At 63.0% G+C, this 14562-nt stretch carries 13 protein-coding genes and 2 pseudogenes; 13 read left to right on the plus strand and 2 right to left on the minus strand.

The features are described 5' to 3' along the window. The first annotated feature begins 53 nt into the window (after positions 1–53). The 4 genes and pseudogenes from thiD (at position 54) to ABIE52_RS06460 (ending at position 4742) form a co-directional block, all read left to right on the plus strand. Positions 54–854 carry a bifunctional hydroxymethylpyrimidine kinase/phosphomethylpyrimidine kinase gene (gene thiD, locus ABIE52_RS06445; protein WP_003946192.1) on the plus strand — a complete coding sequence of 267 codons (801 nt, stop codon included), beginning with the start codon at positions 54–56 and terminating at the stop codon, positions 852–854. 120 nt (positions 855–974) lie between these two features. Beyond that, a complete protein-coding gene (gene pepN, locus ABIE52_RS06450) occupies positions 975–2570 on the plus strand; it encodes an aminopeptidase N (RefSeq protein WP_502944851.1) in 1596 nt (531 codons plus the stop codon). Further along, positions 2488–3387 (plus strand): annotated as a pseudogene (locus ABIE52_RS06455) (ERAP1-like C-terminal domain-containing protein); the annotation flags it as partial. The gene pepN and the pseudogene ABIE52_RS06455, both read left to right, overlap by 83 nt. A gap of 65 nt (positions 3388–3452) precedes the next feature. Beyond that, positions 3453–4742, plus strand: a complete 1290-nt coding sequence (locus ABIE52_RS06460) for an alpha/beta hydrolase (RefSeq protein WP_042451019.1) — start codon at positions 3453–3455, stop codon at positions 4740–4742. A gap of 271 nt (positions 4743–5013) precedes the next feature. Here the strand turns inward: ABIE52_RS06460 and ABIE52_RS34010 are convergent. Then, positions 5014–6438 (minus strand): annotated as a pseudogene (locus ABIE52_RS34010) (DUF2254 family protein); the annotation flags it as partial. 114 nt (positions 6439–6552) lie between these two features. Between ABIE52_RS34010 and ABIE52_RS34015 the strand changes: the two are divergent. Next, the gene (locus ABIE52_RS34015) at positions 6553–6912 is read left to right on the plus strand and encodes a hypothetical protein (RefSeq protein ID WP_502944848.1); all 360 of its coding nucleotides are present in this window, start codon (positions 6553–6555) and stop codon (positions 6910–6912) included. Positions 6913–6976: 64 nt separating this feature from the next. On the opposite strand, the gene ABIE52_RS06470 is transcribed toward ABIE52_RS34015, so the two are convergent. Further along, positions 6977–9112 (minus strand): bifunctional lysylphosphatidylglycerol flippase/synthetase MprF, encoded by a 2136-nt coding sequence (locus ABIE52_RS06470; protein ID WP_192712379.1) that lies wholly within the window; start codon positions 9110–9112, stop codon positions 6977–6979. Between the two features lie 139 nt (positions 9113–9251). Between ABIE52_RS06470 and ABIE52_RS06475 the strand changes: the two genes are divergently transcribed. The 8 genes from ABIE52_RS06475 (at position 9252) to ftsR (ending at position 14481) form a co-directional block, all read left to right on the plus strand. Then, on the plus strand, positions 9252–9866 hold the full coding sequence (locus tag ABIE52_RS06475) for an NUDIX hydrolase (RefSeq protein WP_003946186.1): 615 nt from the start codon (positions 9252–9254) through the stop codon (positions 9864–9866). Between the two features lie 109 nt (positions 9867–9975). Further along, positions 9976–10575, plus strand: a complete 600-nt coding sequence (locus tag ABIE52_RS06480) for a CDP-alcohol phosphatidyltransferase family protein (RefSeq protein WP_030537518.1) — start codon at positions 9976–9978, stop codon at positions 10573–10575. Next, positions 10572–11438: a DUF881 domain-containing protein gene (locus ABIE52_RS06485; RefSeq protein ID WP_192712380.1), complete on the plus strand. Its 867-nt coding sequence runs from the start codon at positions 10572–10574 to the stop codon at positions 11436–11438. Before ABIE52_RS06480 ends, ABIE52_RS06485 begins: the two co-directional genes overlap by 4 nt. A 13-nt stretch (positions 11439–11451) precedes the next feature. Beyond that, positions 11452–11802 carry a small basic family protein gene (locus tag ABIE52_RS06490; RefSeq protein ID WP_003946178.1) on the plus strand — a complete coding sequence of 117 codons (351 nt, stop codon included), beginning with the start codon at positions 11452–11454 and terminating at the stop codon, positions 11800–11802. Between the two features lie 3 nt (positions 11803–11805). Continuing rightward, positions 11806–12588 (plus strand): DUF881 domain-containing protein, encoded by a 783-nt coding sequence (locus ABIE52_RS06495; RefSeq protein WP_047270499.1) that lies wholly within the window; start codon positions 11806–11808, stop codon positions 12586–12588. Positions 12589–12633: 45 nt separating this feature from the next. Continuing rightward, positions 12634–13038, plus strand: a complete 405-nt coding sequence (gene gcvH / locus ABIE52_RS06500; protein WP_192712381.1) for a glycine cleavage system protein GcvH — start codon at positions 12634–12636, stop codon at positions 13036–13038. A gap of 211 nt (positions 13039–13249) precedes the next feature. Further along, on the plus strand, positions 13250–13744 hold the full coding sequence (gene garA, locus ABIE52_RS06505; RefSeq protein WP_003946166.1) for a glycogen accumulation regulator GarA: 495 nt from the start codon (positions 13250–13252) through the stop codon (positions 13742–13744). Continuing rightward, positions 13744–14481, plus strand: coding sequence for a transcriptional regulator FtsR (gene ftsR, locus ABIE52_RS06510; RefSeq protein WP_003946161.1), 738 nt, complete (start codon positions 13744–13746; stop codon positions 14479–14481). Before garA ends, ftsR begins: the two co-directional genes overlap by 1 nt. Positions 14482–14562: the final 81 nt, after the last annotated feature.

The raw sequence follows: 14562 nt of genomic DNA on the forward strand, positions 1-14562 counted from the left end.
GCGTTCGTGGCCATCCACGCACGTTTCGAAAGTCCGAAGAAGGAGATTGTGCTGTGGTTGACCTCGCCTATGTCATCGCTGGGTCCGAAGCGACTGGCGGTGCCGGCCTGCAGGTCGACCTGAAGACGTTCCAGGCATTGGACGTCTACGGCGTAGCGACCACCACATGTATCGTCTCGTTCGATCCCAAGAACAACTGGGGTCATCGCTTCGTACCGATCGCTCCTGACGTGATCGCTGATCAGATCGAGGCTGCGACTGCGGCTCACGATCTGGACGTCGTCAAGATCGGCATGTTGGGCACGCCCGCCACCATCGAGGTTGTGGCAGAGGGCCTGCGTCGGCAGTCCTGGCGCCACGTCGTCCTCGACCCGGTCCTGATCTGCAAGGGCCAGGAGCCCGGCGCGGCTCTCGATACCGATACAGCACTTCGTGATTCGATCCTCCCGCTCGCCACAGTCGTCACACCCAACCTGTTCGAGGCACGCACCCTCGCCGGAATGGACAGCATCGAAAGCGTCGACGACCTCATCGAGGCCGCACGTCGTATCCACGACCTCGGACCCAAGTACGTGCTCGCAAAGGGCGGTGTCGAACTCGCCGGTGGCGACGCCGTCGACGTGTTGTTCGACGGGACCGACGTGACTGTTCTCTCCGCCCCCAAGGTCGGCGAAGAGCGCGTCTCGGGTGCCGGTTGCACGCTGGCCGCCGCAGTGACCGCGGAGCTGGCAAAAGGCGCCGACGTGGGAGAAGCCGTCGCTCTGGCAAAGAAGTTCGTCACGGCGGGCATCGAAGGCCGCGTCTCGGCACACACGCCGTTCGACACCGTCTGGCAGGGCGCGTTCAAGGGATAGGCGCACGGCGGCTCACATCGCCGCGCGCGGCCTGGCAGGATCGAGTGCGTGAGTACTGCGAACCTGAATCGAAGCGAAGTCGCCGAACGATCTCGAGCCATCTCCGTCGCCGGTTACCGGGTGGAGTTGGATCTGCGATCGGCGGTCGACTCCGCCGTGAAGACCTTTTCGACGGTCACGACAATTGATCTGACGTCCTCGGTGGAGTCCACGTGGCTCGATTTCATCGGTGCTGCAGTCGATTCCGTGGACGTCGACGGTGCGTCGATTCCGGTGGAGTACGACGGATCCCGGATCGTGCTGCGCGGACTCGGCGGATCGAACGTCGTGCGAGTGGCAGCTCACGGCCACTACAGCCGTTCCGGCGAAGGGCTGCACCGATTTGTCGACGACGCTGACGATCAGACGTATCTGTACACGCAATACGAGCCTGCCGATGCCAGGCGTGTTTTCGCCTGCTTCGAGCAGCCGGACCTCAAGGCGCCCTTCACATTCGAGGTGACAGCACCTGACGGCTGGGAAGTCCTGTCGAATCAGCCCGCGACCCAGACTCTCTCCGTGGACGGTGCACAACGCGTCACTTTCGCCCCGACGCTGCCGATCTCGACCTACATCACCGCGATCGCGGCCGGGCCGTATCACCGCGTGGCGTCGTCGTGGAGTCGCGGCGAACTCACTGTCGAGTTGGGTGCGCTGTGCCGGGCGTCGTTGGCTCCGTACCTCGATGCGGAGAACGTTTTCGACATCACCCGTCAGGGGCTGGACTTCTACGCCGAGTACTTCGACTATCCGTATCCGTTCGGCAAGTACGACCAGATCTTTGTCCCCGAGTACAACCTCGGCGCCATGGAGAACCCGGGACTGGTGACCTTCACCGAGGCATACGTGTTCCGCGGCTCCGCAACCGACGAGCAGCATCAGCGCCGCGCCAACACGATCCTGCACGAAATGGCGCACATGTGGTTCGGCGATCTCGTGACCATGGTCTGGTGGGACGACCTGTGGCTCAAGGAATCTTTTGCCGATTTCATGGGATCGCTGGTCAGCGCCGAAGCCACTCGCTTCACCGATGCCTGGGTGGCATTCGCCATCAAGCGAAAAGCGTGGGCGTACCTCCAAGATCAGCTGCCGACGACTCATCCCATCGTCGCCGACATCGTCGATCTCGAAGCTGCGAAGCTTAACTTCGACGGAATCACCTACGCCAAGGGCGCCAGTGTCCTCAAACAACTTGTGGCGTTCGTCGGGCGTGACGCGTTCTTCGAAGCGGCACGCCGGTACTTCAAGGCTCACGCGTACGGAAACACCACGCTGGTCGATCTGCTCGACGTGCTCACGGAGACTTCCGGGCGCGACGTGCGCGAATGGGCCCGAATCTGGTTGCAGACCACCGGGGGTGTCCACGCTGTCGCTCGACGGAACCGATGTGGTCCAGACGGACCCGCGGCCGCATCGGCTCGCAGTCGGAATCTACGACTACAACGAGTCCGGAGATCTTGTTCGCACCGAACGCGTCGAACTCGACATCACCGAATCACGCACGTCGGTCGACCTTCCGCCCGGAGCACTCACACTGCTCAACGACGAAGACCTCACCTACGCCAAGGTGCGATTGGACGCGGAATCTCTGTCCACTGTCGAGGCATCCCTGGACCGCGTGAGCGATCCGCTTGCGCGCGGGGTGATCTGGTCGTCGCTGTGGAACTCGGTGCGTGATGCGCAGCTCTCGGTGTTCCGGTACCTCGACATGGTGGAACGATTCGCTCCCGCGGAGACAGATCTTGCGATTCTCAGCTCGATCCTGACCGATGCCCAATACGCGGTTCTTCACTACGTTCCGAAAAGCTTGCGGCCCAATGTAAGTGCAGGCTGGTTGGAAACGACCTGGAAGGCGGTGTTCGAAGCCGAACCGGAGTCCGGAAGACAGCTGGCATGGGCACGGGCTCTGTCGGCCGCTGCAGCGGTCAACGATGCTCGCGCCGACGAGGTGCGGTCGATACTCGACGGCACCTGCCCGGGGCCGGTCGGACTGGCTCTCGATCCTGATCTGCGGTGGGCATTGTGGATCGCCCTGTCGGCGACCGGCCATGCGAGTGTGAGCGACTTCGACGGTGAGCTGAGCAAGGACAGCACGTCAGCGGGTCGAACGGCGTACGTCCGCGCCGCGGCGTCGATTCCCGATGCCGAGACCAAGGCGGCTGCCTGGGCGTCGGCGACCACTGACGGCTCACTCTCGAACGACCGCCTGGATGCGACGATCGCCGGATTCCGTTCGGGCACGGACCCGTCGTTGATCGAGGGATATGCGGCAGAGTACTTCTCGTCCCTGGGGAAGTGGTGGTCCGAACGCAGCATCGAGATCGCCCGACGGTTGGTGAACGGACTCTTCCCGGCAGCTGAAGACACCTCTGCTGTCGATTCCTGGATCCAGGCCAATGCGGAGGCGCCCGCGTCGCTGCGGAGGCTTGTTCTCGAGCGTCGGGATCACCTGGCCCGAGACCTACGTGCCCAGGCGTCGAACGCGGTGATCTGACGCCATCAGCTCCGAAATGTCCTGTTCTTGGATATTGTCTAAACAGGGCTGCGACGGGAGACGACGTGCACACGATCACGGATCTGTCGCTGGTCACGGGCCCGGTTCCGCCCGTGGTGACGGTGCTCGGAATTCTGGCACTTCTGTGGCTGATCTTCTCGAGATCGAGGCGTCACGTGCTGATCTCGATTCCGGTCTGCATCGTCGCGGCAATCGCGATCACTCTCGTGCTGTACTGGCTGATCGAGAAGGTGTGGCACCCGTTCCCCGATCCGATTGCCCGTCCGGTCTACGTGTGGATCGGGTTGGGCATTCTCGGCGTGCTGCTGGGTGTTTCGCGGGTATTTGCGGCGACGCGGATCGACGGTCGCGTGCTCACCGTGGTCTCCGTGCTCCTGGTGGTCGTGTCGAGCGCGGCTCACGTGAATCTGCAGTTCCAGTCGTATCCGACGTTGGGAACAGCGCTGGGACTCTCGGATGCGGAGAAGGTTTCACTCGCAGACCTGGACGACGGCAAGGACGGGGCGGTACCGGTTTCGCAATGGAAGGCTCCCACGGACATGCCGTCGGCCGGTAAGGTCAGCACGGTCACGATTGCGGGGACGGTCTCCGGATTCAGCGCCCGCGACGCCGAGATCTACCTACCGCCCGCGTATTTCACCAACCCGCGACCGGAGTTGCCCGTGTTGGTCCTGCTTGCCGGCCAACCAGGCGCGCCCGAGGACTGGCTACAGGGCGGACGTCTCGTCCAGACCATGGACACCTACGCCGCTGCGCATTCGGGCTTGGCTCCCGTTGTCGTCGTTGCTGACGGGACCGGGTCGGAACTGGCGAATCCGCTCTGCGTCGATTCTCAACTCGGGAACGTCGCAACGTACCTTTCGCGCGATGTTCCCGACTGGGTGCGCGGGAACCTCCAGGTGGATCCCGACCCGAGGAAGTGGGCGATCGGGGGACTTTCCTACGGCGGTACCTGCGCGTTCCAGATGGCGACGAACTTCCCCGCGGTCTATCCGACGTTCCTGGATCTGTCCGGTCAGATCGAACCCACACTCGGCGATCGCAAGCAGACGGTCGATGCAGCGTTCGGCGGCAATGAAGCCGCGTTCGTGGCAGTGAATCCGCAGGATCTGCTCCGGGAGAAGAAGTTCCCCGACAGCGCCGGGGTGTTCGTGGTCGGCAAACAGGACAACGACTACCGCCCAGGTCTTCAAACGCTCTACGAAGCCGCAAAGGCCGCAGGGATGGACGTCCAGTACGCCGAGGTCGACGGAGGGCACAGCTTCCAGGTGTGGTCGGCTGGATTGGCGAGTCAATTAGGTTGGCTGGGAACGCGACTCGGCCTGCCCGGATGAACGATCGTCCCGGAAGTTCCGAAGACCCGATGATCAGCGGGTGAATTCTTCCGGTCGCCCCGGCTTCGGAGCCCAATCCCTGCGGATCCGCCACACTCGCGAGCCGAAGGTCGAGTGCGCCGGTCCATTCTCGGGTCAATTGCGCATCGAGTGCGTCGACGCGCTCGAGTAGCGGAGGGTGCTGGTCCGGCGGGCAGGCTTCGAGCAAGGTCGCGAATACCGCGCGTAGACGGCGCTGGACCTGCGCGGAATTGGTACTGAAGTGCCGGATCTCGTCGGTGGCGACGGACACGTAATCGGTCCAGGTGCGTTGCTGCCCTCTGATCAGCGTGAGATCCGAGGTTGATGTGTCGAAGCGGACCCGCGGGGCGAGAAGTACCAGAAGATCTTCGATGTGGTCGAGAGCCTGCACGGCTCGGCCCGGGTCGTTGATGGCGGGTGACAGCGCCTTTAGCGCGATGTCCACGATCGACTGAAGCGCTGCACCGGGGCTGACGACCGGGCTGTGCGTGTCACCGAAGATCAAGCACGACATCAAGGTGTCCGGGCGTACCTTCAGCGAGGGTCCGCGTACCTCGAAGAGGGGCGCGTTCTGGGCGACGAACTCGCCGATGCTGGGGACGACTTCGACCGAGACGTCCCAGCGGCCGGCCAACCGTTGCAGTCGTGCGAGATCGATCGCCAGCAGAATCCGGCCGTCGGGTGAGAGGTGGCGCAGGCGAATCACCAGTGCGTCGGCGCTCTCGGAGTTCTCGGACTCGCGCGGTTGGGGTAGGGGGAGCGGCTGACTGGGTTTCGGTGCGCCAGAGGGCAGGTCCTCGTACAGCGGATAGGCACGAATCGTCGCGCTCCGGCCCTGGGCCGCTATCCAACGCAGCAACCGACTGGAATTGAGAATCGACCCGACCTTCGCCACCAACGCGATGAACAGGATCGCACTGGCCAATGCCAGAAGCAGTGCGATCGCCGTGGAGATGGTCGGTGAGGAATTCTCCGAATCGAGCGCCAGATCGAGCGCAATGATCAAGGAGAAGACGAACGTGGCCAGAAACATGCCGATCGACCACCGCATCACCCGCTGCTGCGCAAGCATCGGGACCACCCGCACCGAAATCTGCGATGCGCCGAACTGCATTGCGAGGGTGATGGCGGTGAACACCAGACCGGTGAGAGTGATCATCCCGCCGGCGATGACGCTGAGCAGCGTCGCGGTGGCCCCGGCGTCCACGCCCTCGGAAATGGTACCGACGTCGCCGTCGCTGACGAGATCTCCGTCGATCCCGACGAGGATGTTCGCGGTGACGACGGACAGCACGACGAGGATCACGGGGAGGCGCCAGACCGGGACTGTTCGTAATCGTCGGCGAGTTCGGCGCCAGCGAATTCTGTCCGAAAGCCGCCGTGATAGTCCGACTTTCGTCGTGGGGGTTGTGGTGTCGACGACGGGGAGCGGTGGTGGGGGCGGGGGAGTGGAACCGAAACTTCCCGACACCGTTTCCTGAACGTAGATCTTCGCGTGGATCATCGGCTCGCGATAACGCTGTTCACGGGCCACTGCCCGGCTCATCTTCGCCGGCTTGTCGCGGTAACGCGAGCGCGCCCACGGCGCACCCGGGCGACTCAACCGAATTGCTCCGATCAACAGAAGTGGGGTGAAGAACAGCCCGATCAAGCCGGTCCAGAGTTTGCCCTTCATCAACGTGATCACGGCTAGTCCGAGTTGGATCACGATCGCGACGACAACGCCGATCAACGTCGCCAGGCTCCGGTCCTGCTCGTACGGGTCGAACTCTCCCGCGAACCCGATCGGGTGGACCCCGAGAAGGAAAAGGAACGAGATCGCGATGGCAACGAACACCGCGTCGATGGACGAGCGACCTTCCTCGGCCCAGTAGACATCGCGCAGATGCAACACGAGCGCGTACTCGTCGAGGACCAACGCGCTGCCGATACCGAACACCGACGCGAGAACACAATTGGCGATCGGGGTGTGATAGTCGGCCAGAGCGATGAAGGCGAAGCCGGACACGAGCATCATCATCAAACCGAAAACCATGTGGTGGATGTGCATTCCACCGGGCGTGACATTGCCTGGCCACCACGAGACCTCGGCCCGGATCATCCGGACGCTGAAGCGGATGAACAGGAACGTCAGGACAAAGGCGAGTAGGAGGAAGAACAGCGGGAGCCTGCCGGTGTCGACGACCGTGTGCTCGAACCAGGACCGCACGGCGTCAACTCTTGCTGGTGGCGAGCTTGATCAGCTGAGGAGCCGTTGCGTCGGGCAGGTAGGCACGCGTCAGTGCGATTCCGATCCGAGGGAGGTCGGCCTCGTCGCGGAAACACAGGAAAACGGGTTCGTACCTCGGCTTGAACTTCTTCTTGAACGCGTGAAGAGACCGGAAGCCGTAGAGCGGTTCCATCGCGGCACCGAGCATGTCCAGTAGGCGGTCCATCGATGCGGCGTCGGCGCCGTCGTCGCTGCGGGCGAGCGGTGCTCCGGACAGTGAGACGAATTGGGCACCTTGTTCTTTGAACTCGAGGGCCGACGATGCGATGAGGAACTCGACCACCGGACGGAACCCGTCAGGACGTCGACGCATGACGTCGAGTGTCCAACCCTGAACCACGCCGCCTTCGCCGTACACCGGCAACCACGAGGTGACGCCGTGAATGCTTCCGGTCGGGTCGACGGCCAAGCCGACACGGACGTCGCGATCGAGCGCCTCCTCGACGCTTCCGAGGGTGAACCCCATCTCGGGTAGCCCCTTGTCGCCCACCCATTCCTCGGAGATGGCGCGCACCTGAGCCAATACGGAGAACGGCTCGTCGGCCAATGTTGTCATCCGGAAGGTGATGTCGTCCTTCTTGGCCTTGTTGAGCGCCGAGCGGATGTCCTGCCAGGATTTACCGGTGAACTGCAGTTCTGGTAGGTCGACGATCGTGTCTTCGGCGACCTGAACGGTGCGCCAGCCACGCCGGGTGGCGGCGTCGGCTGTCTCCTTCCCCACGGAGAACAAGCAGGGAGTGAGGCCGTTGGCTTCGGACATCGTCGTGAATTCGTCCACCGCTGCGGCAAGTCGGTCGGGGCTCGCTATCGGATCGGCCAGGACCACGACGACACCGACATGCCGTTGGAATGCAACGACGCTCTCACCCGACTCGCCGAAGTAGTAACTGTTGCCGTCCCACGTCGTCATCCACGACATGGTTCCGCCGCCGTGCCGTTTGAGCAGTTCCCGAGCGGCGGCGCGCGGATCGTTCCCGGACAACGGCCCGCCTCGAATCTTGCGCCGCATCGGTACGTGAAAAGCGTGGCGGCCCTTGATCAACAAGATGAGTTCGAGAAGCCAGAGCAGCGCGGTACCGACCGTGACGGCGCCGGCGCTCTCGTAGTCGAAGAAGATGACCGAAACGAGGACGAGGGCGGTGGCCAAGACCGTCAGTGAACCGAACACCACGGCAACCCACCAGGCCCAGCGGCGACCTCGTCGCAACTGGTCCGCGATCAGGGCAACGATGACCACGTCGATCAATGCCGTCCAGCCCGAACCGGTTTCGGCTTCCGTCGGCCCGAACGGTCCGCTTCCGGGGAACAGCCAGACGGCGATCTCGACCACGCCGATCAGGAGCAGGCCGATGAATCCGAGCAGGCGGATCTCGCGTCGCGTTCGGGGGATGAACCCGCGCTCTCCGTCGCCGAAGAACTTCTCGCCCACCGGCAGGAATATCGCGACCGCGATGAGGTGCTGCACGTCGGCGAGGCGGCCTTCGAAGAGGAACGCGATCGCAATGTACGCACACAGAATGGCGCGCACTCGCATTCGCCAGGGCGAGCGGAGTGTTGCTGTGGTCGCGGCGAGTGCGGCGATGATTGCGGTAGTCACGCCGACGTCGCGGTGGGTGGCGAGGTTGCGAGCCCAATCCCAGTCGGTGTGGCTGCCCGCCCAGAGGAGGAGCGATGCACCGAGTTCGCCCGCCAACTGACCGCTGATCGTGACGATGGCCGCGTTCTTGGTTCCCAGGCGCCATTCGCACCAGCCGACCGCGAAGGCAAAAACGACGATGATCGAAACATACTGACCCGGCGTCAATCCGAAGAACCACCCCGTGACGAGAGTCCACCACTTGCCTTCCTGCAAGGCAGGAACTCCGTAGGCGATGTCGTCGAACCACGAGTAGGTACGGACGTGATTCCACAGGGCGCCCGTCGCGATCCCGACGACGGTGATGGTGAGCACTACGCTCGCGGTGAACGGCACACGCCGCAGGACGCTCAGCGTGTCGGAGGCGAAGCGGGAGGCCCGATTCGACGCGCCCGGCGCGCTCTGGTCGGTCTGCGGGGTGGGGGTCTGGGACTGCTCAGCCATCGAGGTTCTCTTCTCGCCATGCCGCACGGTGGATTCTGCCTGTTCAGCATGACAGGAATACAGACCGATAATCAGGCGAAGCGGCCAAAATGGATCAGACTGGCTGAGGGTCTCAGTCTCGTGGCGCTACTGTCGAGCCATGGTGAACGGAGATTTACTGAATCGGGACCACGTGGTCGCCTCACTTGCCGCTTTCGAACCTCGGTCGGTCGAATTGGACGGAAGGCGCTCGGCGTCGGTGGTCATCGTCGTCATGCGGACAGCGGACGGAACACCAGTGTTCCCGGTGACGAAGCGGCCGAGCAAGATGCGCGCCCACCCCGGTCAATTCGCGTTGCCGGGCGGAAGCGTCGACCCGGGCGAGTCGTCCGAACAGGCAGCGGTTCGAGAACTTTCCGAGGAGCTGGGTGTCGACGTTCCCGAGTCGAAGATCATCGGCCGGCTCGACGACTACGTCACTCGTTCGGGATTCGTGATCCGGCCGTTCGTCATGTGGTCGGGCGAGGACATCGGGGGACTGGTACCCAATCCCGACGAGGTGGCCCAGGTGTATGCCGTCACGTCGGAGGAGCTCGACGTGGACTCGCGCTTCGTCACCATCGAGGAGTCACCGAACCCGGTGATCCAATGGCCGTTCCGAACGAGCCTGATCCATGCGCCGACCGGAGCCGTCATCTATCAGTTCCGCGAAGTGCTGAACGGACGGCACACGCGCATCGACAAGCTCGAGCAGCCGGTGTTCGCCTGGAGATAAGGGCAGCTCGACACGCTCGGGACAGTTCAGGCTACGGCGCCTCGGCGAATAGTCCGTCGTGCTGTGGAAAGCTGGCCGCACGGCAATCGAACGACGCGAGGTGTGTGCAGTGAACTCTGGCGAACAAGAACCGATCCCCACGGATCGGATTCTCACTGTTCCCAACGTGCTCAGTATCGTGCGTCTACTCGCTCTGCCGCTGTTCGCCTACCTGCTGCTCGTCACGCACTCGGACGGCTGGGCATTGGCGCTGCTGATGCTCAGCGGGTTCACCGACTGGCTCGACGGCAAGCTGGCCAGAGTGCTCGGACAGACCTCGCGTCTGGGAGCGCTTCTCGACCCGCTGGTCGATCGTCTGTACGTCGTGACGACACTGGTCACCTTCGTCGCCCGCGATTTCATTCCCTGGTGGGTCGCAGCGATACTCATCGGCCGTGATCTTCTGCTTGCGTTGACGCTGCCGATCTACCGCAGGCGTGGCCTGCCACCGCCCGAGGTGGTTTATCTCGGCAAGGCTGCGACCTTCCTACTGATGTTCGCTCTGCCGTTGATTCTTGCCGGGCACGGAGACTGGGCCATCGGACCGTTCACCCATGCCTTCGGTTTCGCTTTCCTGATCTGGGGAACCGTCCTGTACGTGTGGACTGCCGCGATCTACGTGCTCAAGGCCGTTGACGTTGCGCGAACCCACGAGGTCGTGCCCCGATGAAGTCGACCGGGGAGGACGTCCGTCGTAACCCGGTACCGTCGCTGCTTCGGTCACTCATGACCGAACATCTCGACCCGGGCTACGAGGCAACTTCATTCGAACGCCAGCACGAGCACACCAAGAACAGATCCTCGAAGACGGGGCCGTGGCTGGCCCTCGGCGCACTGTTGATCGGGTTCATCGTCACGGTCTCGGCTGTTCAAGCGACGAAGCAGGTGACCGGCACCGAAGAGGTTCGAAGCGAGTTGGTGGCGAAGGTCCGTGATGCGGAGGATCGAATCGATTCACTGGCCGCGTCCCGCGATTCACTCGGCGGCGCCGTCGACGCCGCGCGCGGCGTGGCGCTCGAAGGCGATGCACGCGGCAGCGCCGTCCTCGACCAACTGCGAGCGGTCGAATCCGGCGCAGGAGCCGAAACTGTTCACGGGGAAGGACTGGTGGTGACGTTGACGGACCCGGCCGGACGCCCGAACCTCTCGGATGCGTCGCAACGGAGTGTCGGCGGCAAGACAGTTGTCCTCGATCGCGATCTGCAGACCGTCGTCAACGCATTATGGGCGGGCGGCGCCGAGGCGATCGCAGTCGGCGGCGTGCGAATCGGGCCGACGGTGACCATCCGTCAGGCGGGCGGCGCGATGCTCGTCGACAACCAACCTGTTTTCTCCCCGTACCTCGTCGAGGCGATCGGAGACACGCGAGCACTGCAGCGGAAATTCGTCGTCAGCGACGCCTACGTGAGAATGTCTAGCGTCTCGCAACTGTACGGAGTCGGTTTCGCGGTGGCCGAAGACGATTCGTTGACTCTGCCGCCTGCGGCGCCTCGCGCCGTCCGAGTGGCAACAGAACCCACAGAACCCAAGTGACAGAAGGAGTTCGATGAAGGCCGGTTCCGCCCTGTACGGACTCGCAGCACTGGTCGTCGGCATCGTGCTGGGCGTAGTTTTCAGCCCGCAGGTGCCCGACGTGATCCAGCCCTATCTTCCGATCGCTGTGGTTGCGGCGCTCGACGCCGTCTTCGGTGGACTACGCGCGTATCTGGACGAAATCTTCGACGCGAAGGTGTTCGTGGTTTCCTTCGTCTTCAACGTGCTTGTCGCGTCGTTGATCGTCTGGCTCGGTGATCAGTTGGGTGTGGGTACTCAACTCTCGACGGCGATCGTCGTCGTGTTGGGTATCCGGATCTTCGGCAACGCAGCGGCATTGCGACGCCGACTGTTCGGAGCGTGAGTCATGGCGGAACATTCCACGACCGAACCGGAAGAAGAACCTCCCGTCACCACTGCGGGTGAAGGTCGTCACGAGTTGCGTTCACCGTCCAAACACCGCACCAACGTCGTCTTCGCAATCCTCGCTGCTGTGCTGTTGAGCGTGCTCGGCGTTGCGATTGCCACACAGGTACGCAGCACAGTGGCCGGAGATTCACTCGACGCCGCGCGCCCTGCCGACCTCCTGGTGGTTCTCGACAATTTGAATCGGCGCGAAGCCGCGCTGAGGCAGGAAGTCGCGAATCTTCAGGAATCGCTTGCCACTTTGGAAGCCGGTGGCAACACGGGAGCAGCGCTGGACGAGGCGCGGGCGCGGCTGACCTCACTCTCCATTCAAGTGGGGACCGCTCCGGCCACTGGACCGGGTGTGACGATGACCCTGACAGATCCGGCGGGCGGGGTCGGATCGGAAGTGATTCTCGATCTCATCCAGGAACTGCGTGCTGCCGGTGCCGAAGCCATCTCGATCGCAGGTGCGAACGGCGAACCCATTCGTATCGGCGTGAACTCGTGGGTGAGTGGGCGCGGCGGCGAGATCGAATTGGACGGAACCCGGATCGAGCAGCCGTACACTGTGACCGCGATCGGAGATCCGCCGACATTGGCGGCAGCGTTGAACATTCCCGGAGGCGTCTTCGACAATGTCGCACGCAATGGCGGAACGTCGTCCGTCGAGCAATCGCAGCAGGTCACGATCTCCGTCTTGCGACAATTGAATCCGCGCCAATACGCTCAACCCGGAAATTGATCTTTTTGCGTCCGACTTTCGGACGGCCTGTGAAAGGAAGCCACTGTGAGTGAGCTCGATACACCTACCGATCTGCGCTACACCGCGGAGCACGAGTGGGTGAAGCGAACCGGCCCGACCTCAGTTCGAGTCGGTATCACCGACTTTGCTCAGTCGCAGCTCGGTGACGTCGTGTTCGTCCAGCTTCCCGCTGTCGACGAAGAAGTGACCGCCGGTGAATCGCTCGGTGAGGTCGAGTCGACCAAGAGCGTCTCCGACATCTTTGCTCCGTTCACTGCGAAAGTTCTTGCAGCGAACGGTGAATTGGACGGACAGCCCGACCTCGTCAACACCGACCCGTACGACACGGGTTGGTTGGTCGAACTCGAGGTTGCCGACGAGGCCACACTCGACGCCGCACTCGCGGCAACTCTGGACGCGGAGGCATACAAGGGACTCACGTCCGAGTAGAAAACCTGCGCGTGGACCGGCCAACTCGTGTTGTGTCGCGGCCTGTCTCGCTGCACACGGCGGTCTGCGCAGGGTACGGTCGTTAGGTACGCATGTGCCGAGTCGGGGCGCAGGGCCGTATCGAACGTGACTGTGAAAGATGCTCGTGAAGAAAGTGCACTGCGTAGTCCAGTGATTCATGATCTGGATGATTGACCCAGGAGGAGAAACAGTGAGCGAGAACGGTAACGACGCGGGCTATGGGGAGTCGCCGGCGGAGACCACTTCGGTTTTCCGCGCGGACTTCCTCAATGAGCTCGACAACACCTCCTCTGCAGCACCGGCCGCCGAGCAGCCGGTTTCGGGCGTGGAAGGCCTTCCCGCCGGAGCCGCACTTCTGGTGGTCAAGCGGGGACCGAATGCAGGATCCCGCTTCTTGCTCGATCAGCCGACGACGTCGGCAGGTCGGCACCCGGACAGCGACATCTTCCTGGACGACGTGACCGTCAGCCGTCGTCACGCCGAGTTCCGTCAGGAAGATGCAGATTTCCACGTCGTCGACGTCGGAAGCCTCAACGGCACCTACGTCAACCGTGAGCCTGTCGATTCGGCAGTTCTCGCGAATGGTGACGAGGTTCAGATCGGCAAGTTCCGTCTGGTGTTCCTCACCGGCCCTCGTGCCGGCGGTTCGCAGGTCGGCGAGTCGTCAGCAGGTGCGGGTAGCTAATGACGGCAGTGCGGCAGCAGAGCCAGCCCGGAATGTCGATTGGTTCCGTGCTGGATCGGTTGCGTCCAGATTTTCCCGACGTGACGATTTCGAAGATCCGTTTCCTCGAGTCCGAGGGCTTGATCAGCCCGCAACGGACACCGTCGGGATACCGCAGATTCTCTGTCGAGGACTGCGAGCGTCTTCGCTTCGTGCTGACCGCTCAACGCGATCAGTACCTGCCGCTCAAAGTGATCAAAGAACAACTCGAAGCGATCGACAGTGGCGCAGCGACGGTGAGTGCAGAAGTTCCTGCGCCTCGTCGTGCTCGCGTCCTGTCGATCGCTACGGGCGATGTCTCACCCGAGGCGTTCCGGGTCGATCGCGAAGTTCGAGTCGGTCGTCAGGATCTTCTCGCGCGCGCTGACATCGACGATCGGTTTCTGACCGATCTGATCCGCACCGGTTTGGTCGTTCCCGGCGCGGCGGGCTTCTTCGACGAGGATGCCGTGACGTTGGCGCGCACCGCTAAGGCGATGTCCGAGTACGGCTTGGAGGTTCGCCATCTGCGGGCGTTCAAGTTGGCTGCTGATCGCGAAGCGGGGCTGGTGACTCAGATCGCCGGACCGGTTGCCAAGGGTCGTGACGCCGGAGCACGTGATCGTGCCGAGGAAATGGTGCGGGAGCTGGCCGCTCTGTCACTGACTTTGCACACGTGTCTGGTCAAATCGGCAGTTCGGGGAAGTCTCGATCGCTGAGTTCCTCGATCAGCGGGGCACACTCGAATAGAATTTCAGTACGACCGCATCGGAGTCGGTCGGCTGGATCACGTCAGGTTG

The organism is Rhodococcus sp. OAS809 (assembly GCF_040546695.1).
Lineage (GTDB): Bacteria > Actinomycetota > Actinomycetes > Mycobacteriales > Mycobacteriaceae > Rhodococcus_F > Rhodococcus_F qingshengii.

What these genes read in the sequence shown, in the direction of transcription:
- ABIE52_RS06490 (WP_003946178.1), top strand. Translation starts at nt 11,452, where the DNA reads ATGAAGGCCGGTTCCGCCCTGTACGGACTCGCAGCACTGGTCGTCGGC.
- ABIE52_RS06475 (WP_003946186.1), top strand. Translation starts at nt 9,252, where the DNA reads ATGGTGAACGGAGATTTACTGAATCGGGACCACGTGGTCGCCTCACTT.
- ABIE52_RS06485 (WP_192712380.1), top strand. Translation starts at nt 10,572, where the DNA reads ATGAAGTCGACCGGGGAGGACGTCCGTCGTAACCCGGTACCGTCGCTG.
- ftsR (WP_003946161.1), top strand. Translation starts at nt 13,744, where the DNA reads ATGACGGCAGTGCGGCAGCAGAGCCAGCCCGGAATGTCGATTGGTTCC.
- ABIE52_RS06470 (WP_192712379.1), bottom strand. Translation starts at nt 9,112, where the DNA reads ATGGCTGAGCAGTCCCAGACCCCCACCCCGCAGACCGACCAGAGCGCG.
- ABIE52_RS06495 (WP_047270499.1), top strand. Translation starts at nt 11,806, where the DNA reads ATGGCGGAACATTCCACGACCGAACCGGAAGAAGAACCTCCCGTCACC.